Origin of the sequence: Mycobacterium sp. IS-1496 (assembly GCF_001499995.1) — a bacterium.
Taxonomy (GTDB): domain Bacteria; phylum Actinomycetota; class Actinomycetes; order Mycobacteriales; family Mycobacteriaceae; genus Mycobacterium.
The window spans coordinates 46,713-66,153 of record NZ_LQIU01000056.1; the positions used below are offsets into that span (position 1 = coordinate 46,713).

At 68.8% G+C, this 19,441-nt stretch carries 24 protein-coding genes; 3 read left to right on the plus strand and 21 right to left on the minus strand.

Going from position 1 to position 19,441, the window contains the following annotated elements; all coding sequences use genetic code 11:
- Window position 1: 1 nt before the first annotated feature.
- The 15 genes from hypE to AU195_RS21820 all read right to left on the minus strand — a co-directional run bounded on the left by hypE (window position 2) and on the right by AU195_RS21820 (window position 13,308).
- A complete protein-coding gene (gene hypE, locus AU195_RS21755; protein WP_059161106.1) occupies window positions 2–1,087 on the minus strand; it encodes a hydrogenase expression/formation protein HypE in 1,086 nt (361 codons plus the stop codon).
- A complete protein-coding gene (hypD, locus tag AU195_RS21760; RefSeq protein ID WP_059161107.1) occupies window positions 1,080–2,180 on the minus strand; it encodes a hydrogenase formation protein HypD in 1,101 nt (366 codons plus the stop codon). The genes hypE and hypD overlap by 8 nt, the downstream gene beginning before the upstream one ends.
- The gene (locus AU195_RS21765) at window positions 2,177–2,485 is read right to left on the minus strand and encodes a HypC/HybG/HupF family hydrogenase formation chaperone (protein WP_059161108.1); all 309 of its coding nucleotides are present in this window, start codon (window positions 2,483–2,485) and stop codon (window positions 2,177–2,179) included. The genes hypD and AU195_RS21765 overlap by 4 nt, the downstream gene beginning before the upstream one ends.
- 26 nt (window positions 2,486–2,511) lie before the next feature.
- Complete coding sequence (hypF, locus tag AU195_RS21770) at window positions 2,512–4,770, minus strand: carbamoyltransferase HypF (protein ID WP_059161109.1); 2,259 nt, start codon at window positions 4,768–4,770, stop codon at window positions 2,512–2,514.
- An 11-nt stretch (window positions 4,771–4,781) separates the two neighbouring features.
- Window positions 4,782–5,042: a HypC/HybG/HupF family hydrogenase formation chaperone gene (locus AU195_RS21775; protein WP_059161110.1), complete on the minus strand. Its 261-nt coding sequence runs from the start codon at window positions 5,040–5,042 to the stop codon at window positions 4,782–4,784.
- Window positions 5,043–5,046: 4 nt separating this feature from the next.
- Window positions 5,047–5,529 carry a hydrogenase maturation protease gene (locus AU195_RS21780; RefSeq protein WP_216636406.1) on the minus strand — a complete coding sequence of 161 codons (483 nt, stop codon included), beginning with the start codon at window positions 5,527–5,529 and terminating at the stop codon, window positions 5,047–5,049.
- A gap of 11 nt (window positions 5,530–5,540) precedes the next feature.
- Window positions 5,541–5,660, minus strand: a complete 120-nt coding sequence (locus AU195_RS26505) for a DUF6893 family small protein (RefSeq protein ID WP_502687372.1) — start codon at window positions 5,658–5,660, stop codon at window positions 5,541–5,543.
- Window positions 5,651–6,985 carry a hypothetical protein gene (locus tag AU195_RS21785; RefSeq protein WP_059161112.1) on the minus strand — a complete coding sequence of 445 codons (1,335 nt, stop codon included), beginning with the start codon at window positions 6,983–6,985 and terminating at the stop codon, window positions 5,651–5,653. The genes AU195_RS26505 and AU195_RS21785 overlap by 10 nt, the downstream gene beginning before the upstream one ends.
- A complete protein-coding gene (locus AU195_RS21790) occupies window positions 6,982–7,626 on the minus strand; it encodes a DUF6084 family protein (protein WP_059161113.1) in 645 nt (214 codons plus the stop codon). The genes AU195_RS21785 and AU195_RS21790 overlap by 4 nt, the downstream gene beginning before the upstream one ends.
- Window positions 7,623–8,264 carry a DUF5947 family protein gene (locus AU195_RS21795; protein ID WP_059161114.1) on the minus strand — a complete coding sequence of 214 codons (642 nt, stop codon included), beginning with the start codon at window positions 8,262–8,264 and terminating at the stop codon, window positions 7,623–7,625. The genes AU195_RS21790 and AU195_RS21795 overlap by 4 nt, the downstream gene beginning before the upstream one ends.
- Window positions 8,261–9,142 carry a NifU family protein gene (locus tag AU195_RS21800; RefSeq protein WP_059161115.1) on the minus strand — a complete coding sequence of 294 codons (882 nt, stop codon included), beginning with the start codon at window positions 9,140–9,142 and terminating at the stop codon, window positions 8,261–8,263. The genes AU195_RS21795 and AU195_RS21800 overlap by 4 nt, the downstream gene beginning before the upstream one ends.
- Window positions 9,143–9,145: 3 nt before the next feature.
- Complete coding sequence (locus AU195_RS21805; protein WP_059161116.1) at window positions 9,146–10,942, minus strand: nickel-dependent hydrogenase large subunit; 1,797 nt, start codon at window positions 10,940–10,942, stop codon at window positions 9,146–9,148.
- Window positions 10,943–11,024: 82 nt separating this feature from the next.
- Window positions 11,025–12,080: an NADH-quinone oxidoreductase subunit B family protein gene (locus AU195_RS21810; RefSeq protein ID WP_059097386.1), complete on the minus strand. Its 1,056-nt coding sequence runs from the start codon at window positions 12,078–12,080 to the stop codon at window positions 11,025–11,027.
- A 119-nt stretch (window positions 12,081–12,199) separates the two neighbouring features.
- Complete coding sequence (gene hypB / locus AU195_RS21815) at window positions 12,200–12,976, minus strand: hydrogenase nickel incorporation protein HypB (RefSeq protein WP_059161117.1); 777 nt, start codon at window positions 12,974–12,976, stop codon at window positions 12,200–12,202.
- Window positions 12,977–12,978: 2 nt separating this feature from the next.
- A complete protein-coding gene (locus AU195_RS21820; protein ID WP_059161235.1) occupies window positions 12,979–13,308 on the minus strand; it encodes a hydrogenase maturation nickel metallochaperone HypA/HybF in 330 nt (109 codons plus the stop codon).
- A gap of 260 nt (window positions 13,309–13,568) precedes the next feature.
- Here AU195_RS21820 and recA point away from each other — a divergent pair, with 260 nt between their 5' ends.
- Entirely contained in the window at window positions 13,569–14,612 is a 1,044-nt protein-coding gene (gene recA, locus AU195_RS21825; RefSeq protein WP_059097384.1) for a recombinase RecA, read from the plus strand.
- Window positions 14,581–15,141, plus strand: coding sequence for a recombination regulator RecX (recX, locus tag AU195_RS21830; protein WP_059161118.1), 561 nt, complete (start codon window positions 14,581–14,583; stop codon window positions 15,139–15,141). Before recA ends, recX begins: the two co-directional genes overlap by 32 nt.
- A 3-nt stretch (window positions 15,142–15,144) precedes the next feature.
- Here the strand turns inward: recX and AU195_RS21835 are convergent, their stop codons facing one another.
- The gene (locus tag AU195_RS21835) at window positions 15,145–15,570 is read right to left on the minus strand and encodes a MarR family winged helix-turn-helix transcriptional regulator (RefSeq protein ID WP_059161119.1); all 426 of its coding nucleotides are present in this window, start codon (window positions 15,568–15,570) and stop codon (window positions 15,145–15,147) included.
- Window positions 15,571–15,621: 51 nt separating this feature from the next.
- Here AU195_RS21835 and AU195_RS21840 point away from each other — a divergent pair, with 51 nt between their 5' ends.
- Window positions 15,622–16,239, plus strand: coding sequence for a TIGR03086 family metal-binding protein (locus AU195_RS21840; protein WP_059161120.1), 618 nt, complete (start codon window positions 15,622–15,624; stop codon window positions 16,237–16,239).
- 5 nt (window positions 16,240–16,244) lie between these two features.
- Here the strand turns inward: AU195_RS21840 and AU195_RS21845 are convergent, their stop codons facing one another.
- The 5 genes from AU195_RS21845 to AU195_RS21865 all read right to left on the minus strand — a co-directional run bounded on the left by AU195_RS21845 (window position 16,245) and on the right by AU195_RS21865 (window position 19,420).
- Entirely contained in the window at window positions 16,245–16,505 is a 261-nt protein-coding gene (locus AU195_RS21845; protein WP_059161121.1) for a hypothetical protein, read from the minus strand.
- Entirely contained in the window at window positions 16,502–16,912 is a 411-nt protein-coding gene (locus AU195_RS21850; RefSeq protein ID WP_059161122.1) for a DUF1622 domain-containing protein, read from the minus strand. The genes AU195_RS21845 and AU195_RS21850 overlap by 4 nt, the downstream gene beginning before the upstream one ends.
- A gap of 77 nt (window positions 16,913–16,989) precedes the next feature.
- Complete coding sequence (locus AU195_RS21855) at window positions 16,990–17,868, minus strand: amino acid ABC transporter permease (protein ID WP_059161123.1); 879 nt, start codon at window positions 17,866–17,868, stop codon at window positions 16,990–16,992.
- Window positions 17,869–17,887: 19 nt separating this feature from the next.
- Window positions 17,888–18,568: an amino acid ABC transporter permease gene (locus tag AU195_RS21860; RefSeq protein WP_059161124.1), complete on the minus strand. Its 681-nt coding sequence runs from the start codon at window positions 18,566–18,568 to the stop codon at window positions 17,888–17,890.
- 21 nt (window positions 18,569–18,589) lie between these two features.
- Window positions 18,590–19,420, minus strand: coding sequence for a glutamate ABC transporter substrate-binding protein (locus AU195_RS21865; protein ID WP_059161125.1), 831 nt, complete (start codon window positions 19,418–19,420; stop codon window positions 18,590–18,592).
- Window positions 19,421–19,441: the final 21 nt, after the last annotated feature.

The window sequence follows — 19,441 nt, forward strand, 5'->3', positions numbered from 1 at the left end:
GTCAGCAGATCCGCGGAAGTTGTTCGCCGATGGGCAGATCCACCACGCGCGTCCCGCCCAGCGCGGTGCGCGCGACGACCATACCGGGGTGGTCGGTGACGCAGGACCCGACGACGGCGGCCCGGGCGCCGAGTGGATGCGCGTGCATCGCCTCGAGCACCCGATCGGCGTCGCCGGCCGGCACGAAGGCCACCAGCTTGCCCTCGTTGGCCACGTACATCGGGTCCAGGCCCAGCAGGCCGCAGGCGTCGCGGACCTGCGGCGGTACCGGAATCGCCCGTTCGTCGAGCACGATGCCCACCCCGGCCGCCTTCGCGATCTCGTTGAGCGTGGCGGCCATTCCACCGCGGGTGGGGTCGCGCAGTGTGTGGATGTCGGCGCCGGTGTCGATCATGGCCGCGACCAGACCGTGCAGTGGCGCGGTGTCGCTGGCGACGCTGGTCGCGAACTCCAGACCTTCGCGGCAGCTCATCACCGCGACTCCGTGCACACCGATGTCGCCGCTGACAATGACCGCGTCGCCTTCGGCGGCGCGCTGCGGACGGATGTCGACGCGCGGGTCGATCACCCCGATGCCGCTGGTGTTGACGTAGATCCCGTCGCCGTGCCCGGAGTCGACCACCTTGGTGTCGCCGGTGACGAGTTTCACCCCGGCGGCCATCGCCGCGGTGCCGACCGCGTGGGCGACCCGCGCCAGGTCGTCGAGTGCGGTGCCCTCCTCGAGGATGAAGGCCGTCGACAGCGCCAACGGCGCCGCGCCGGCCATCGCGAGGTCGTTGACCGTGCCGTTGACCGCCAGGTCGCCGATCGTGCCGCCCGGGAAGACGATCGGCTTGACGACGAACGAATCGGTGGAGAACGCCAACCGGGTACCGCCGACCGGGACGATGGCCGAGTCACCCATCGCCGCGTCGGCGGCCGGGCCGAACGCGGGCAGGAACAGATGCTCGATCAGCTCGCCCGACATCGCGCCGCCACCGCCGTGACCCATGACGATGTTCGGCGCGTCCCGCAGCGGCGCCGGGCACACCCAGCTCTCCATGTCGACGGCCGCCGCGTCGACGGTGGCGCCCTGCTCGTCACGCATGGCTGACCTCGAGGCGCCGGTAGAGGTAGTAGGCCGCGCAGGCGCCCTCGGACGAGACCATCGTGGCGCCCAGCGGGTTACGCGGTGTGCACACCGTGCCGAACGCGGCGCACTCGTGCGGTTTGATCAGACCCTGCAACACTTCTCCCGACCGGCACAACGTGGACTCGTCGGTGTGGATGCCGGTCACCGCGAAGCGGTACTCCGCGTCGAACTCCCGGTAGGCGGGGGACAGCCGCCAGCCACTGCGCGGGATCATCCCGATGCCGCGCCAGCTGCGGTCGGTGATCTCGAAGACGTCGGTCAGCATGGCCTTGGCCGCCTGGTTCCCCTCGGCGCGCACCGCGCGCGGATAGGCGTTCTCCAGTTCGTGTCGGCCCGCCTCGAGTTGCACGACCGTGCGCCGGATGCCTTCGAGGATGTCGAGCGGTTCGAAACCGGTGACGACGATGGGGATTCGGTACTTCTCACACAGCGGCGGGTACTCGTCGGTGCCCATCACCGAGCAGACGTGGCCGGCGGCGAGGAACGCCTGCACGCGGCAGGTGGGCGACTCCATGATCGCCGAGATCGCCGGCGGGACGAGGACGTGCGACACCAGGAGCGAGAAATTCGGGATGCCCAGTCTCTTGGCCTGGTAGACGGTCATCGCGTTGGCCGGGGCGGTGGTCTCGAAGCCGATGCCGAAGAACACCACCTGACGGTCCGGGTTGTCCTTGGCCACCGAGAGCGCGTCGAGTGGTGAATACACCACCCGCACGTCACCGCCGCGGCTCTTGATCCGGAAGAGGTCGCTGTCGCTGCCGGGCACACGCAGCATGTCGCCGAAGGAACAGAAGATGACCTCGGGACGCGACGCGATCTCGAGCGCCTTGTCGATGATCTCCAGCGGGGTGACGCACACCGGGCAGCCCGGCCCGTGGATCATCTCGATCTGATCGGGGAGCAGCTGGTCTATCCCGTGGCGGATGATCGAATGGGTCTGGCCGCCACAGACTTCCATGATCGACCAGCGCCGCGTCGTGACGGACTTGATCTGCTCGATCAGCTTGCCCGCGAGCTGTGGGTCGCTGAATTCGTCGAGATACTTCATTTCTGTGCCCTCTCACCATTCGGGTTGGCCAGACCGGCCTGTCGTGCGGCGAGTTCGAAGCCGTCACCGAACTCCTCGTCGAGCACACCGAGGTGTTCGAACTCCCGCAGTGTGCGCATGGCCGATTCCTCGTCGAGTCGCTGGATCGCGAATCCGACGTGCACCACGACGTACTGCCCGACCTGTGCATCCGGGATGTACTGCAGGCATACGTCCTTCTTGACGCCGCCGAAGTCCACGACGGCCATCAGCGTGCCGTCACGGTCGGCGACACTGTCGATCTTTCCCGGTACCGCAAGACACATGCGAGACTCCTTCTCTACTCCGGCCGTCACCCTGCGTTGGCCACCATCAGCTGGCCCAGTGCGATACCGCCGTCGTTCGGCGGCACCCGCCGGTGGGTCAGCGCCTCGATGCCGCGGGCAGCCAACCCGCGCAACGTCATGCGCAGCAGCAGGGGGTTCTGGAACACTCCGCCGGACAGCGCCACGGGACCGCCGGTGCCCTCGGCGAACCGCACGACGAGGTCGGCGACCGCGCGGTGGAATCGCCAGGCGATCACCGCGGGCGGGGTGCCGCGCCGGTGGTCGGCGACGATCGCCGCGATCACGGCGGTGGCGTCGATGCGCGCCGGGGCCGACGCGTCGGCCGCGGTGAACGTGTACGGCGCGGCATCGTGGCCGACGGTGCGGGCGAGCGACTCGAGTTCGATCGCCGCCTGGGCCTCGAAGTCGACGGTCTGCCGGACGCCCGCCAGCGCGGCGACGCAGTCGAACAACCGCCCCATGCTGGAGGTGGGCACGCAGTTCAGGCTGGTCTCCAGCTGGTGGCGCAGCACCCGCCGCTCGTCGGCGGGACACGCCCGCACCGGTGGCAGGTCATCGGCCCACGCCACCCCGGCCGCCCACAGGTGCGCGAGCGCCATGCGGTAGGGCCGCAGCACGCTGACGTCACCGCCGGCCAGTGGGACGTATTTCAGCGCCGCGATCCGGCGGTATCCCTTGTAGTCGGCGAGCAGCACCTCACCGCCCCACACCGCGCCGTCGGGCCCGTAACCGGTTCCGTCGAACGCGAATCCGAGGACGGGCGCCGAACCGTCGAGCCCGTGCTCGGCCATCACCGCGGCGATGTGGGCGTGGTGGTGCTGCACCGCCCGCACCGGCCGGCCGCCGGCGTGTCGGCGGGCCCACTGGCTCGACCGGTACCGCGGGTGGGCGTCGGCGGCCACGATCTGCGGCGCCACGCCGGTCAGTGCCCGCAGATGCCGTTCGGCGGTGCCGAACGCCGAGAGCGTCGCGACGTCGTCCATGTCGCCGATGTGCTGGCTGAGCCAGGCGTAGCGGCCGTCGGCGACGGCCATGGTGTTCTTCAGGTCGGCGCCGCAGGCCAGCGTCGGCGCCACCGCGACGGGCAGGGCGACCGGCAGCGGGGCGTAACCGCGGGACCGGCGGATCGGGAGTTCGGCGCCGTCGACCATCCGGACCACCGAATCGTCACAGGGAACCCGGATCTCGCGGTCGTGCATCAGCCAGCCGTCGGCGAGTCCGGTAAGCCGGGCGACGGCGTCCCCGTCGGTGTGGCAGAGCGGTTCCCCGGAGAGGTTGCCCGAGGTCATCACCAGAACCTGGGGGCCCGGGTCGTCGCCGGGCAGCCCGAACAGCAGTGCGTGCAGCGGCGAATACGCCAGCAGCACACCGAGGTCCGGATTTCCCGGCGCCACCGCGTCTGCGACCGGCGTCGGTGTCCGTCGCGGCGCCAGCACGATCGGCCGCTGGGGTCCGCTCAACAGCTGTCGGGCCGCGTCGTCGAGCGCGGCGATCCGATTCGCGGTGGCCAGGTCGGGCACCATGACCGCGAAGGGTTTGTCCCCGCGCCGTTTCCGGCGTCGTAGCTCGGTCACCGCGGTGTCGCTGTGCGCATCGCAGGCCAGGTGGTACCCGCCGATGCCCTTGACCGCGACCACGCCTCCGTCGCGAAGGAGCCGCCGGGCCCTGCGCAGGCCGTCCTCACCCGTGGTGTGCTGTCCGTCGGCGTCACGGAAGGTCAGTGTCGGGCCGCAGTCGGGGCAGCACACGGGCTGTGCGTGGAAACGGCGGTCGGTCGGGTCGGCGTATTCGCGGGCGCAGTCCGCGCACATCGGGAAGCCGGCCATCGAGGTGGCGGCGCGGTCGTAGGGCAGTGAGGCGATGATGGTGAACCGGGGCCCACAGTCGGTGCAGTTGACGAAGGGATGCCGGTAGCGCCGGTCGGCGGGGTCGCGTTGTTCGGCGGCGCACCGGGCGCACATCGCGACATCCGGAGACGCCAGTGTGCGGCCGCCTCCGCGCGAGGTGTCGGCGATGAAGAAACCCGTGCCGCCGGTGGGTGGAAGCTCCTCGGTGTCAACGGCTTCCACGACGGCCAGCGGTGGCGGGCGGGTGCGCAGGCGCTCGAGGAAGGCGGCCACGGCGTCGGGCGCCCCCTCGATCTCGACGACCGCGCCTGCGCTGTCGTTGCGCACCGATCCGGTCAGTCCGAGCGCCGTCGCGGTGGTGTACACGAAGGGCCGGAATCCGACACCCTGCACCACCCCGCGCACGCACAGTCGCATCCTCCGGCGGTTCACGGCGAGGTCTTTCCATCCGGCGGTGCTCCGCGGCCCATCAGTTCGAGTCCGGCCATCGCGGCGTCGGCGCCGGTGCGGTCGGTCTTCTCGACGACGAACCCCATGTGGATGATCACCCAGTCGCCGGGGCCGAACGTCTCTTCCGGCAGCATGCCGACGTTGACCCTGCGGTGTTCGCCCGCGACGTCGACGAGCGCGAGTTGGCCGCCGTAGCCGTCCAGCATGCCGACGACCTGTCCTGGGATCCCGAGGCACATGGCGTCACCCCCGCCCCGTCTGCGCCGGCTGCCCGGACACCACTGCGCCGACGGCCCGGACCGCCTCTGGAACCGCCGCCGCGACGGGGGCGGACAACCCGATCCCCTCGGCGACGTCGGCGACCTCACACCCGATCACCACCGTGGGCGGTGCGGTGCCGCCCAGCGCGGTGAGACCGGCGAAGACCGCCGCAGGGTCCATCGCGTGCGCGTCGAGACCCGCCGTCGTGCGGAGCCCGTCGTGATCGGCCTCGAAGACGTGCAGGGTGCCGGGGGCACCGCGGTTCGGCAGGGCGTCGACGAGCACGAGCAACTCCCAGGGCTCGAGCAGGTCGTAGGCGAGGTGCATGCCGCGGATGCCGTAGTCGACCGCGCGGACGCGGGGATCGGTGATCAGCGGCGTGGCCCGGCGGAGCACCTCGGGACCGAAGCCGTCGTCCCCGAGGAAGATGTTGCCGATTCCGGCGATCAGGATGTCAGACGTGATGTCACCCCCGGCTACATCCGGCGCATCTTCAGATAGCGCTTGGCGTCCGGTAGGGAACGCAGGCCCAGCGTCGCCGCGAACAGCGCGACGATCGCCGCGAGGATGACGGCGATCCAGCCGACTACGTACATGACGGGCTCCCATCGTTGATCGGTTCGACTTCGTCGGGTGCGAAGTACAGGTAGCGGCCGTACCAGTCGTGCAGGTCGGCGGCGGGGTCGTCGTCGAGCACGACACCGATCTGCGCATCGCCGTCGACGGTCTCGTGCACGGAAGTGACCCGCGCGGACCGGCCGGCGTAGAACAGGTCCTGGGCGTCGGCGCGCCGGGTGGGGTGCAGCCGCACCCGCGTTCCCCGGCTGACCCGCACGCCGCCGACCAGTACGGCATCGCGGTCGGGCGCGACGGCGTCGTCGGCGAGCGGATCCCACCAGTCGACGCCGTCGGGAACCTCGGGGATGAGGCCGGGCGGTTGCGCGGCGTGCGGATCGCGTAACACGCCGTGCAGGTCGAGCATCGCCTCGGGCGACATGGCATCGCAGCGGTCGACGATCGCCGCCGCCCGTGGGTCGGTCGCGCGCGCCTGTGCCTTCTCCTCGTCGGTCATGGTCATGACGCGCAGGGTCAGGATCTCGTCGATCTCCGTCGAGTCGAAGAGGTCACCGCCGCTCTGTTCGGCGATCTCCGGGTGGTCGTAGAGGATGATCGGGGAGATCAGCACCAGGTTGCGGACACCGGGCGGGCCGGCCAGGACGGGGAAGCAGCGGTGGTGGCGGCACCGGGCGCTCGCATCGGCGGCGTCGGCCGGCGGGTCGAGCAGGGAGACGAAGTTGCCGTCGTGGACCTCGGCGATCAGGTGTGTGCCGATCAGCGATCTGGAGATCGCCTCCTCCTTGTCGCGGGCGGTCGCACCCGTGTTGCGCACGGTGATCGTCACCCCGGTCAGGGCGCCCTCGGGTTGGGCGTGGACCGTGAGCTCGGCGTGCAGGTCGCATCGCGTCCGGACGAGGCGGCCACCGTCGAGGTGTTCGATGTCGCGACCGGAGCCGACGTTGATCGGCACGGTCAGCGTCACTTCCTCCAGCGGTACCGGGTCGACCGCGACCTCACGGGCGACGGCCTCGTCCCACGTCACCCAGGAACCGTCCGCGGTGCGCAGTTCGTCGACGGGAACGAAGCTGCCGCCGGGAGCCGAACTCTCCGCGCGTCGGTGCTGCAGCTGCAGGAAGCGCACCACCAGTGAGATCGTGGCGGCTCCCGTGTGCTCGACGAGCAACTGGGCGGAGAGGCGATCGTCCTCGCCGAACCCGGCCGCGGCGGCTCCCGGCGGACCGAGTACCCCGAACTGCCACCGCGCCTGGTTCTTTCGCGAGGTGGCGCGATACGGGTACAGGAGGTAACCCTCGTAGAGCACCGCGTCGGCGACGGCGCGCGCCCTGTCCCAGTCGGCGGTCACGGCACCTCCTGCCTGGCCTGTGACAGTAGGGCGGTCACGGCGTCGTCGCAGGACAGCAGTCCTTGTGCGGACCGGTATGCGGTGAGCGCGGCGATCGTGTCGTGCGACAACCGCAGCCACCCGGTGTTCGGATAGTGCAGTGCGATCAGGTCGCGCCACACCGTCACCGGGAGTCGGTACGAGTCCTCGCGGTCCCACGGGATCTGCGTCACGGCGAATCCGCGCTCCCCGCGGGTGAACAGTGTTCCGCTGAACAGGAACTGCAGTGGTACGACACCGTCGCGCACGGCGTGCAGGTACTTGGCGGCGGCGACCTCGACGTCGTAGGTGCATTCCAGGGGCAGGTCGACATGGGTGATCTCGGCGAATCCCGGGACCATCGTCGCGCTGTGCTGCCACAGGAACGTGTGTTGCGTGGTACCCCACCGCTCGCGCGGGCCGAACAGGTCGGCGAGGCCCTCGGCCTCGGCGTCGGTGTAACCGCGCCGGAGCGGGTCGATGCGGACCTGACAGCGCAGTGCCATCGCGTGCACCGGGTCGTCACCGGTCGCGGTGATCTCGAGGCGCGCCGTCAGAACCGGTGTGACGGCGTAGGGTTCGGGCGTCACGCTCAGCACCGAGAACGTCACATCGGCGGTCATCGCGGTACCACTCTGGCGCGTTCGGCGATCTGTTCGAAAAAGCCACTCAGGTACTTCTCGACATCCGCGCCGCCGTCGAATCCACGCCACAGCAACCGGAGTCGGCCCACCAGCTCGTAGCAGGCGTCGATCGGCAGCAGGTAGCACTGCGGTGAGGTCTGCGCGTCGGCGCGCGGTGGTATCCGCACCAGCAGCGCCTCGGTGTCCTCCGCGGGCAGGTCCGCGCGCGGATCCGACACCCGGATGCCCTCCCACGCGTCGAGGTCGAGTTCGGACTCCGTCGCTCCGGCGGGGCCCGGGTACAGGGCGACCACCCGCCCGAGTGCCGAGTTCCGGAAGAAGAACGCGAGACCGACCGGGATCTGCAGTGCCTCCCACCGGCCGCGGTCGAGCGCGAAGTCCTCGAGCACGAGGTAGCGGTCGGGCACCGCGCGGTAGCGCAGTGTGGCCTGGGTGTCGGTGAACAACAGATAGCAGCCGCGGCACACGCACATCAGTTGGCGGCCTTCGACGTTGACGACGTGCTGGTGCTCGTCGGCGATCGGTTCGGCGCACATCTCGCAGCGTTCACCCGCGGGCTGCGGGGCGGTGCGGGCGGCCCGGATACGGGCCAGCACGTCGTACGCGGAGGTCGTCATGAGGCCACGCTCTCGGGGATCGCGACCGCCCAGACGCCCTGGCGGCGCAGGACGGGGACGGGTTCGAGGCGTTCGGGGCCGGCGAGGCCCGCGCCCGCGTGCACCGCATCGAACCCGGCGCCGCACCGCGGACAGTGCAGCACCGTGCCGAGCAGGCGGGCGCCGGCCATCGACGCGTCGCACCGGCCGCAGCGGTCCCGGTACGCGTAGAAGGTGTCGCCGAGCCGGCAGACCAGGACCGGCGCACCCGCGACCGCGAACCCACCGACCTCACCCGGTTCGAGGTCGGCCAACCCCGGCACCGGTAGCCAGGACGGCGGGGTGTGCACCCGGGTGAACAGCGACTCGGCCGGGATCACCGTGTCGGGTGAATCACGTTCGCCCGCAACGACGTCGATGGGACCGATCTCGGGCGCGGCGGCCCGGACGGCGTCCTCGACCGCCAACTCGAGGGTCACCGCCGAAGACGGGCAACTCTTGCAGCTACCGGTGAAGCGCAACCGCGCGGTGTCCCCGTCGACCTCGATCAGGTGGACGTCGCCGCCGTGCGAGCCGAGGTAGGGCCGCACGGTGTCGAGCGCTTCGGTGATCCGCCGCTCGACGCTGTGCGGGTGCAGGCCGTGCACCAGCAGCAGGCTGGCGACCAGCGGGTCGGCTGCCACGACGTCGGCCAGGTCGGGGTCGGCGTCCACCGCGAGGCGAAGCAGGCGGCCCAGGGCCGCGCCGTACAGGTCGGTGACCTCGCCGACCAGGTGCTCGGCGCGTTCCCGCGCCGCCGCGCCGCCGGCCGAACTGGCGTCCAGCAGCGTCTGGATCCGCTCACCCGCTGTGCGCCAACGCGTGTCCGCGTCCGCGTCGCGCTCGCTCGGCGAGCTCATACCCTATTCCCCGGTGACGGACTGGGTGGGGGAGTGCAGCAGATCCAGCGACTTCCCGCCGCCGAGATACATGTGCACCCCGCAGGGCAGACACGGGTCGAAGCTGCGCACCGTCCGCATGATGTCGATGCCCTTGAACTTCTCGCGGCCGTTCTCCTCGAAGATCGGTTGCCCCTGGACTGCGTCCTCGTACGGGCCCGGCGTGCCGTAGCTGTCGCGCGGGTTGGCGTTCCACGGCGTCGGCGGATACGGGTGGTAGTTCGCGATCTTGCCGTCGCGGATGACCATGTGGTGGCTGAGCACCCCGCGCACCGCCTCGGTGAACCCGCAGCCGATGCCTTCGTCCGGCACCTCGAAACGTTCCCACGTCTTGGTGCGGCCGGCGCGGATCTCCGTCAGCGCCTTCTCGGCGAAGTGCAGCGCACACGCCGCCGCATAGGCCTGGAAGTACGTGCGGGCCCGGTTGCGTTCCAGCGTGTTGCTGCCGTACTGCGGGATCTTCCACTCCAGCTCGACGGGACCCTTCAACGCGGTCTTCGGCAGATTGATCTGGACACTGTGACCGGTCGACTTCACGTACCCGATGTCGACGAGGTTGGCCAGCGCCGTCGACCACAAGCGGGCCAGCGGCCCGCCGCCGGTGTCGAGCGCGAGGTGGTCGGTGCCGTCGAACCAGCGCGGTGACATCACCCAGCTGTAGTTCTCGTCGAAGTCACGCTTCTGCGGTTTGGGGTTCGTGTGCTGGTTCCACGGGTGCCGCCGGTCGACGGGGTTGCCGAGCGGATCGGTCTTGACGAACATCTCCTGATCGGTCCAGTCATCGTAGTAACTGTGTCCCAACAGGATTCGGATACCGAGGTTGATGTCCACCAGCGATGTGGTGACGAGTTTGCCGTCGACCACGACGCCGGGGGTGACGAACATCTTGCGTCCCCAGTCCTCCATGTCCTTATAGCTGAAGTTGCAGTGCTCGGGATCCTGGAACGATCCCCAGCAGCCGAGCAGCGTGCGGCGCAGGCCCACCTGGTCGTATCCGGGCAACGCCTCGTAGAAGAAGTCGAACAGGTCGTCGTGCATCGGCACGACCTTCTTCATGAACTCCACATAGCGCATCAGCCGGGTCATGTAGTCGGTCATCAGCTGCACGGTCGCCGTGGTGCCGATCCCCCCGGGGTACAGGGTCGACGGGTGGACGTGGCGACCCTCCATGAGGCAGAACATCTCTCGCGTCCACCGGCTGACCTGCAGCGCCTCCCGGTAGAACTCGCCGGTGAACGGGTTGAGCGCGCGCATGATGTCGGCGATCGTGCGGTGACCGTGCATGTCGGCGTGCGGTGCGGCGGTGTTCTCGGCCTTCGCCAGCACCGACGGGTTCGTCTCGGCGACCATCTTCTCGCAGAAGTCGACGCCGACGAGATTCTCCTGGAAGATGTTGTGGTCGAACATGTATTCCGCGGCCTCGCCGAGGTTGACCAGCCACTCCGCCAGGTGCGGCGGTTGCACCCCGTAGGCCATGTTCTGCGTGTAGCACGAGCAGGTGGCGTGGTTGTCACCGCAGATACCGCAGATGCGGCTGGTGATGAAGTGGGCGTCGCGGGGGTCCTTGCCCTTCATGAAGATGGAGTAGCCGCGGAAGATCGACGAGGTGCTGTGGCACTCCACGACTTCGCGGTTGTCGAAGTCGACCTTGGTGTAAATGCCGAGGCTGCCGACGATGCGGGTGATGGGGTCCCAGGCCATCTCCACCAGCTGGCCGGGTTCCCGCTTGACATGCGACGGGTCGGGGATAGTCGTGGTCATCGAATTCTTCTCTCGTGCTGTGCGACCCGTGCGCCGAGCACCGTCATCCGGTGTCGGCGACACGGGCGCGGGCGGCGCGCACCTACCAGGTGCGCGTGGCGCCCGTTTCGAGTTCGGCGCCGGGGTGGCGCCACTTCGGCTCTTTGTCGACGGTGCGACCGGTGACGTGACGCAGGCTGCGGATGACCGACCCGTACAGGGTGGATGCGGTGGTCGAGACCTTCCCGCCCGGTGGCTCGTCCATGAACGGCATGAACTTGTCCGGGAAGCCGGGCATGGTGCACCCGATGCAGATGCCGCCCACGTTGGGACATCCCCCGATACCGTTGATCCACCCACGCTTGGGCACGTTGCATTTCACAACGGGACCCCAACAACCCAGTTTCACAATGCATTTGGGTGACCCATATTCGGTGGCGAAGTCACCCTGCTCGTAGTACCCGGCGCGGTCACACCCCTCGTGTACAGACTGACCGAACAGCCACTGCGGTCGAAGCGCATCGTCCAACGGGATCATCGGTGCCTGATCGGTGGCCATGTAGAGCAGATAGGTGAGTGTCTCCGCCAGGTTGTCCGGATGTATCGGGCACCCCGGTACGCAGACGATCGGTATGCCTGCCTTGCTCTTCCAGTCCCAGCCGAGGTAGTCGGGCACACCCATGGCTCCGGTCGGGTTACCCGCCATCGCGTGGATGCCGCCGTAGGTCGCGCAGGTGCCCACCGCGACCACGGCGGTCGCCTTGGGCGTCAACCGGTCGAGCCACTCGCTGGTGGTCATCGGTTGACCGGTGGCCGGGTTGTTGCCGAACCCGCACCAGTATCCCTCGCTCTTGATCGCCTCGTTCGGGATCGATCCCTCGACGACCAACACGAACGGTTCCAATTCGCCTCTGTCCGCTTTGAAGAACCATTCGAGGAAGTCGTCGGCGCCCCCGTTCGGTCCGCATTCGAAATCGATCAGGGGCCAGTGAACGGCGATCTTGGGCAGTCCGGGGAGGGCGCCGAGCGCGATCTCCTCGATACTGGGCTGGGTGGCGGCAGTCAGCGCCACAGAATCACCGTCGCAACTCAATCCGGCATTGATCCACAGAACGTGGATCAGCGCCTCTTCCGCTTTGACTGCTGCCTCAGTAGGCATCGCCACAGCTTTCCGGGGCCGGGGCTGGCGACCCCTGCGCCGCCGGAGTCGACCCTCGGCCCACTTGCGCGGCGCTAAGTTCTGGGTCTACTCCGGCGGCTTGGTTCTGTCAACGGTCGTCACGACATGACCCGATCGCGGGACGGGTTTGCCGAGAGGTCGATCCAGGCGTACCACTGCCCGGCGCCCTCGCCCGTCGTCGCGGAGACCGGCAACACGCCGACGCCCGGGTTCAGCGAGCGGGCGTGGCGGGTGCACGCGTCGAGGTCGAAGTCCACGTACGGCAGAAGGTCGGTCTTGTTGACGAGGACCAGCCCGGCGGCGGCAAACATGTGGGGGTACTTCAGGGGTTTGTCGGTGCCCTCGGTCACGGAGATGATCACGACCTTGCTGTGTTCGCCGAGGTCGAACAGCGCGGGGCAGACGAGGTTGCCGACGTTTTCGATGAACAGCAGTGTGCCGGGGGCGGGGTCGAGTTCCTCGAGCGCGCGCCGCACCATCATCGCGTCGAGGTGGCAACCGGCGCCGGTGTTGACCTGGACCGCCCTCGCGCCTGCCGCGCGGATGCGCTCGGCGTCGAGTGCCGTCTCCTGGTCACCCTCGATCACGGCGATGGGCCGGTGTCCACCGAGGTCGCGGATGGTCCGTTCGAGCAGGGTGGTCTTGCCCGCCCCCGGCGAGCTGGTGAGGTTGAGCGCGAGGATGTCGCGCTCGGCGAGCCAGCGGCGATTCTGCGCGGCGAGGTCGTCGTTGCGGGCGAGCACCTTCTGCTCCAGCGTCACGGTCTCGGTATGCGGGTGGTCGTGGGTGTGCGGATGGGTGTGGCCGGGGGGGTGGTCGTGGCCGGGGGTGTGGTCGTGGGCGTGGTCGTCGCCGCAGCCGCAGGTCGCGCACATGGTCAGCTCACTTCCATCGAGAGGATTCGCAGTTCGCGTCCGGCGCGCACGTCGACGTCGGCGCTTCCGCACGGGCACAACAGGATCAGATCGGTCAGTTCGAAGTCGGCGTCGCAGGTCCGGCACCGTGCCAGCCCGGGCCGCACGTCCAGGTCCAGGCGGGCGCCGTCGGCGGCGGTGCCCTCGGTGGCGAGCTCGAAACAGAACTGCATCGCGGCGGGCACTACCGCGCACAGCGCTCCGACCTCGAGCCGCACACTGTGCACGCGGCGGCCGGCGGCGTGGTCGCAGACCGCGTCGACAATGCTCTGGGTGATCGCCATCTCGTGCATCGCTGTGCCGTGCATTGCTGTGCCGTCCAGCCAGGAGGCCGGTGTCCTCACGATAGGCCGGTACCGGGCGGAGCGGACGGAATCGCCGATCGGTCCGGTCATCCATCGGCGTGTCAACTTGAGTCGAACAGGTGTTCGTCTATGGTGGGTGGTGTTCGACGGCTGGGTGACTGCTTCCGCCGACTTGTCGGTGGGTCCCTCTAGCGTCACGGCCAACTGATCGACACCGGTCACCGAACATCACGAGGATGGAGACAGACATGGCACCGCAGGCACCCGATCGCGAGAAGGCCCTCGAGCTGGCGCTCGCGCAGATCGAGAAGAGTCACGGTAAAGGCTCGGTGATGCGGCTCGGCGACGAGGTCCGCGCGCCGATCTCGGTCATCCCGACCGGCTCCATCGCCCTGGACGTGGCGCTGGGCATCGGCGGCCTGCCGCGCGGGCGCGTCATCGAGATCTACGGTCCGGAGTCCTCGGGTAAGACCACTGTCGCGTTGCACGCCGTGGCCAACGCCCAGGCCGCCGGCGGCATCGCGGCGTTCATCGACGCCGAGCACGCGCTGGATCCCGACTACGCCAAGAAACTCGGGGTGGACACCGACTCGCTGCTGGTCTCCCAGCCCGACACCGGCGAGCAGGCCCTCGAGATCGCCGACATGCTGATCCGCTCCGGTGCGCTGGACATCCTGGTCATCGACTCGGTCGCCGCACTGGTGCCGCGTGCCGAGATCGAGGGCGAGATGGGCGACAGCCACGTCGGTCTGCAGGCCCGGCTGATGAGCCAGGCGCTGCGCAAGATCACCGGTGCGCTGAGCAATTCGGGCACCACCGCGATCTTCATCAACCAGCTCCGCGAGAAGATCGGCGTGATGTTCGGCTCGCCCGAGACCACAACGGGCGGCAAGGCGCTGAAGTTCTACGCCTCGGTCCGCATGGACGTCCGCCGTATCGAGACGCTCAAGGACGGTACCGACGCGGTGGGCAACCGCACCCGGGTCAAGATCGTCAAGAACAAGGTCTCCCCGCCGTTCAAGCAGGCCGAGTTCGACATCCTCTACGGCAAGGGCATCAGCAAGGAGGGCTCGCTCATCGACATGGGCGTGGAACACGGCTTCATCCGCAAGTCCGGGTCCTGGTTCACCTACGAGGGGGAGCAGTTGGGCCAGGGGAAGGAGAACGCCCGCAAGTTCCTGCTGGAGAACGCCGATGTGGCCAACGAGATCGAGAAGAAGATCAAAGAGAAGCTCAACATCGGTGCCGTGGTGACCGCTGATGACGTCCTTCCCGCACCCGTCGACTTCTGAGTCCGACCCCGCCGCGGATCCCGACGGCGACGAGCCGAGCCGCGAGGAGCAGGCGCACGCGTACTGTCTGCGCCTGCTCACCGCGCGGGCCCGCACCAGGGCGGAGTTGGCCGGCAAGCTGACTCAGCGCGGCTACGCCGAACCCGTCGTGGCACGGGTGCTCGGCCGGTTGGCGGAGGTCGGGCTCGTCGACGACGAGGACTTCGCCGAGCAGTGGGTGCGGTCGCGACACCTCTACGCCGGAAAAGGCAAGCGCGCGTTGGCCGCCGAGCTGCGCCGCAAGGGGGTCGACGACGAGGTGATCAGCTCGTCGCTCGCCGACATCGACGCCGGTGCCGAACGCGACCGGGCCGAGCAACTCGTCCGCGACCGGCTGCGCCGCGAGAAACTCGACGACGAACCGGGTTCGGATCTGAAGGTGAAGCGGCGGCTGGCCGGCATGCTGGCCCGCCGCGGCTACAGCCAGTCGATGGCGCTCGACGTGGTCACCGTCGAACTGGCCGGCGAACGGGAGCGCCGGCGGGTCTGACCGTCAGTCGTCGCCGGTGAGCTGCTGCAACAGGCGTAGGAACGTCGTGCGGTCCCGAGCCGGCAGTCTCGACAGCCAGCGCTGCTCGCCGCGCTGAATCTCCTCCTGCGCAGCATCTTTCACGGTGCGGCCCGTGTCGGTGATGGCCAGCAGCCGAACCCGGCGATCGTCGGGCGCGGGGTGACGTTCGATGTAGCCCTGGTTCTGCAGCTCGTCGAGAGTCCGGATGATGCGCGTCTTGTCCGCGTTGATCGCCTCGGCCAGTGCGGCCTGCGTGCGCATCGGTGAGCGGTCCAGCGCCACCAGAACGGTGTAACCCCACATCGTCAGGCCGTGCTTCTTCAGGACCGGTAACTCGGCGGCGGCCAGATCGCGAAGCAGGGGAGCGAGCATCGCCGCGAGATCGGGACGCGTGGGCCGCGACGTCATGGAACGATTCTAGGCGTTGCCAAATGATAGGTGAACGCATATTGTAGGCGTATGCTTACAAATACTGACGTGCGTCCGTACCACCGCATCGCTGTCGAGACCTCTGTGGGCCTGGTCGCGCAGGTCACCCCGGACGACCTGGCCCGGGCGACGCCCTGCGCGGGGTGGAATCTCGGCGACCTGCTCGTGCACATGACCGTGCAGCACCGCGGTTTCGCGGCCGCCGCGCGTGGCCGCGGCGCCGACCACACGGTGTGGGATCCCGCCACGGTCGCCGACGCGGTGCGCGCACGGCCCGCAGACGCCTATTCGGCCGCCGCCGAGGACCTGCTGGCCGCCTTCGCCGCAGACGGAGTGCTCGAAAACCCTTTCACGCTGCCCGAATTCGGTCCCGATGCCGCGTTTCCCGGGTCGGTGGCGATGCAGTTCCACTTCGTCGACTATGTCGTCCACGGCTGGGACGTCGCGCGCGCACTGGGATTGCGGTTCGACATCCCGGCCGACGTGGTGGACGCGGCGGCACCGATCGCCTTCGCCGTACCCGACGGCGAGATGCGCAACGCGGACAACTCGCCGTTCGCGCAGGCGCTTGCCCCATCGGAGTCGGGCGGCGGTGAACTCGACAGGATCCTGCGGCACCTCGGCCGGTCCCCGGACTGGCGGCCATGAGCCCTTCAGCGGACGTCGGCGCGCCGCGGTGCACGCGCGTCCAGCAGGCTCCGGGCGACGACGCGGCGCAGTGCCACGACCGCGGCGGTCACGGCGATCACCGGCCATCCCGCGTCGGCGCTCAACCGCACGAGGCCGGCGGCAAGGAGTAGATCGAGCAGCACGTGCAGGGCGAGGGCGGGTCGTCGGAACACCACCAGGCAGGCGATGCCCAGAACGATCGCCGCGGCGGCGATGAGCCATGACAGGTCGGCCGCGAGAGTCATGGCGCAGCCGCCCCTGGTGCCGACCGCTTCGCCATGGCAGCCTCGACGGCGCGCTGCTCCTCGGCGATCTCGCGCGCCAGGAAGTAGTTGAGCGCTGTGCGGATGGTCGCGATGGCCGCGAGCTTGGCGATCTCCTCGAACGACGGGGAGATCGCGGTGCGCAGCACGTCGCTCGCGAGCTGGAATTCCAGACCGAGCGCGAGGAACCGGCCCAATGTCAGCCGGACCGAGGAGAACTCGGCGATGTCGCGGCGTGCCAGCGTCACCGCGAACTTCACGATCGCCACCAGCGCGCCGATCACGATCACCACGGCACCGCACGCCTCCACGAGGCGGACCATGACATCGACGACGCTGCGCAACGTCGACTCGGGCAGCAGGTCCAGCGCGGACAGCGTCTCGATCACGCGATCAGTGTCCCGCGGCGCGGCCGAAACAGGGGGCGATGACGCGAGATCCGCTGCGGCACGGCGGCGAGCGTGCGCTACACGGCTTTCGCGCCCGGCGCACCCTCCTGCTCGACGGCCTCGGTGTCCAGCGGCGCGGGTCCGCGCCGGGATCGCCGCATCCGGCGTTCCAGCCTGGTCGCCAGGGCGGACAGGGCGAAGTTGACGCTGATCATCAGCACGGCGATGACGATGAGGGCGGGAATGTAGTTGCCGTAGGACGATCCGACGACCGTGCCCTGGCGCACCATCTCGACGAACGTGATCTGGTAGCCGATCGCGGTGTCCTTGAGCACCACCACGAGCTGGGAGACCAGCACCGGCAACATGGAGGTGATGGCCTGCGGCAGCAGGATCGAGCGCATGGTCTGCCCCCAGCGCAGTCCCAGCGCCGAGGCCGCCTCGGCCTGGCCGCGGGGCAGCGCGTGCACCCCGGCCCGGACGATCTCGGCGATGACCGCACCGTTGTAGAGCGTCAGGCCGGTGATGACGCCGGCCAGCGCGAGGTGTTTGGAGGGGAAGACGTCGTAGAACGCGTACAGGAAGTACGCGAAGATCATCATGATCAGCACCGGGACGGCCCGGAAGAACTCCACGATCACCGCGCAGACCCAGCGGACCGGGGTGATCACCGACAGTCGGCCCACGCCGAGCCCGAACCCCAGGATCAGCGCCAGCACGATCGACACCGCGGCCGCCGTCAACGTGCCCTGCACGCCGGGCAGCACGTAGGTGGTCCACAGGTTCGACGTCAGGAACGGCTCCCACTTGGCGGCGGTGAGCTGTCCTTTCGACTCGAGTCGCGAGTACACGATCCAGCCGATCAGCGCGGTGACCGCCAACGTGATGACGGTGACGACCATGTTGCGTCGCCGGGCGCGCGGTCCCGGCGCGTCGAACAGGACGGTGCCGCTCATGGGATCACCACCCTGCTCATCACCGGGCCACCGCCATGCGCTTGCCGAGCCAACCGAACAGCAGGCCGAGCGGCAACGTCAGGATGATGAACCCCAAGGCGAAGATCGACCCGACCACGAGCAGCGCCGCGGTGTTCTCGATCATCTCCTTCATCAGCAGGGCGGCCTCGGCCACGCCGATCGCCGAGGCGATCGTGGTGTTCTTCGTCAGCGCGATCAGCACCGAGCCCAGCGGAATGATCACCGCGCGGAAAGCCTGTGGCAGCAGGATCATTCGCAGGTTCTGCCCGAACGTCAGGCCGAGTGAGCGAGCCGCCTCGGCCTGGCCGAGCGGCACCGTGTTGACCCCCGAGCGCACCGTCTCGCACACGAACGACGCGGTGTAGACGGTCAACCCGAGCACTGCCAACCGGAAATTGCTGTCCTCGATCGACGTGCTCGACTGCGGGTCGACCAGCGTGATGCCGAGGGTCTGGGACACCCCGAACGAACAGAACAGGATGATCAGCGTCAACGGCGTGTTGCGGACGACGTTGACGTAGGCGGTGCCGAGCCAGGCCAGCATCGGCACCGGCGACAGCCGCATCGCGGCCAGCACCGTGCCCAGGATGAGCGCTCCGACCGCGGAGTAGACCGTCAGCTGGACCGTCGTCCAGAACGCCTCGAAGATCTCTGCGCGGTACTCGGTGAATATCTCCACGGCCGGAGCCAGACCCCCGGCTCAGTAGCGGTCGACCTGCGGCGGGGCGGGCGCCGTGATGCCCGCCGGGCCGAGGTTCTTGTCGAAGGCTTCCTTCCAGGCGCCGCTGGACTCCATCTTCTCGATCGCGTCGTTGATCTTGGCGCGCATCTCGGCGTCGTCCTTCTTCAGCCCGATGCCGTAGCGCTCCTCGGAGAACGTGTCGCCGACGATCTTGAACGCGCCCGGGGTCTGCGCGGCGTATCCGGCCAGGATCACCTCGTCGGTGGTGACCGCATCGATGGCGCCGTTCTTCAGCGCCTCGATGCACGCCGAGTAGGTGTCGTACTGCTGCAGCTGCACACCCGGGTACTCGTCCTTGATCTTCTGCGCGGGAGTCGAACCCGACACCGAGCACAGTCGCTTGTTGTTCTGCAGCGACGCGGCGCCGGTGATGTCGGTATTGTCCTCACGCACCAGCAGGCTCTGGCCGGTGACCAGGTACGGTCCGGCGAAGTCCACCTTCTCCTTGCGGGAGTCGGTGATCGAGTACGTGGCGACGATGTAGTCGACCTGGCCGTTCTGGATCAACGTCTCACGCTGTCCGGACGGCGACTCCTTCCACTCGATCTGCTCGGGGGTGTAGCCCAGTTCGCCCGCCACGTAGGTGGCGACGTCGACGTCGAAGCCGCTCATCGAGCCGTCGGGGTTGCGCAGGCCCAGGCCCGGCTGGTCGAACTTCGTGCCGATGACGATGGTGTTCTCGTCACCGCCGCCACCACCTCCGCAGGCGGTGGCCGCGAACGGCACGGCGACGGCCAGCGCCAGGGCGGCCGTGACGCGCCTGCGAGACATCATCGAGAAGGACGGCATGGGTGAGTTTCCTTTCGCCGA

Coding starts and splice junctions, on each gene's coding strand:
- hypE (WP_059161106.1), bottom strand. CDS start 1,087: ATGCGTGACGAGCAGGGCGCCACCGTCGACGCGGCGGCCGTCGACATG.
- hypD (WP_059161107.1), bottom strand. CDS start 2,180: ATGAAGTATCTCGACGAATTCAGCGACCCACAGCTCGCGGGCAAGCTG.
- AU195_RS21765 (WP_059161108.1), bottom strand. CDS start 2,485: ATGTGTCTTGCGGTACCGGGAAAGATCGACAGTGTCGCCGACCGTGAC.
- hypF (WP_059161109.1), bottom strand. CDS start 4,770: ATGCGACTGTGCGTGCGCGGGGTGGTGCAGGGTGTCGGATTCCGGCCC.
- AU195_RS21775 (WP_059161110.1), bottom strand. CDS start 5,042: ATGTGCCTCGGGATCCCAGGACAGGTCGTCGGCATGCTGGACGGCTAC.
- AU195_RS26505 (WP_502687372.1), bottom strand. CDS start 5,660: ATGTACGTAGTCGGCTGGATCGCCGTCATCCTCGCGGCGATCGTCGCG.
- AU195_RS21790 (WP_059161113.1), bottom strand. CDS start 7,626: ATGACCGCCGATGTGACGTTCTCGGTGCTGAGCGTGACGCCCGAACCC.
- AU195_RS21795 (WP_059161114.1), bottom strand. CDS start 8,264: ATGACGACCTCCGCGTACGACGTGCTGGCCCGTATCCGGGCCGCCCGC.
- AU195_RS21800 (WP_059161115.1), bottom strand. CDS start 9,142: ATGAGCTCGCCGAGCGAGCGCGACGCGGACGCGGACACGCGTTGGCGC.
- AU195_RS21805 (WP_059161116.1), bottom strand. CDS start 10,942: ATGACCACGACTATCCCCGACCCGTCGCATGTCAAGCGGGAACCCGGC.
- AU195_RS21810 (WP_059097386.1), bottom strand. CDS start 12,080: ATGCCTACTGAGGCAGCAGTCAAAGCGGAAGAGGCGCTGATCCACGTT.
- hypB (WP_059161117.1), bottom strand. CDS start 12,976: ATGTGCGCGACCTGCGGCTGCGGCGACGACCACGCCCACGACCACACC.
- AU195_RS21820 (WP_059161235.1), bottom strand. CDS start 13,308: ATGCACGAGATGGCGATCACCCAGAGCATTGTCGACGCGGTCTGCGAC.
- recA (WP_059097384.1), top strand. CDS start 13,569: ATGGCACCGCAGGCACCCGATCGCGAGAAGGCCCTCGAGCTGGCGCTC.
- recX (WP_059161118.1), top strand. CDS start 14,581: ATGACGTCCTTCCCGCACCCGTCGACTTCTGAGTCCGACCCCGCCGCG.
- AU195_RS21835 (WP_059161119.1), bottom strand. CDS start 15,570: ATGACGTCGCGGCCCACGCGTCCCGATCTCGCGGCGATGCTCGCTCCC.
- AU195_RS21840 (WP_059161120.1), top strand. CDS start 15,622: ATGCTTACAAATACTGACGTGCGTCCGTACCACCGCATCGCTGTCGAG.
- AU195_RS21845 (WP_059161121.1), bottom strand. CDS start 16,505: ATGACTCTCGCGGCCGACCTGTCATGGCTCATCGCCGCCGCGGCGATC.
- AU195_RS21855 (WP_059161123.1), bottom strand. CDS start 17,868: ATGAGCGGCACCGTCCTGTTCGACGCGCCGGGACCGCGCGCCCGGCGA.
- AU195_RS21865 (WP_059161125.1), bottom strand. CDS start 19,420: ATGCCGTCCTTCTCGATGATGTCTCGCAGGCGCGTCACGGCCGCCCTG.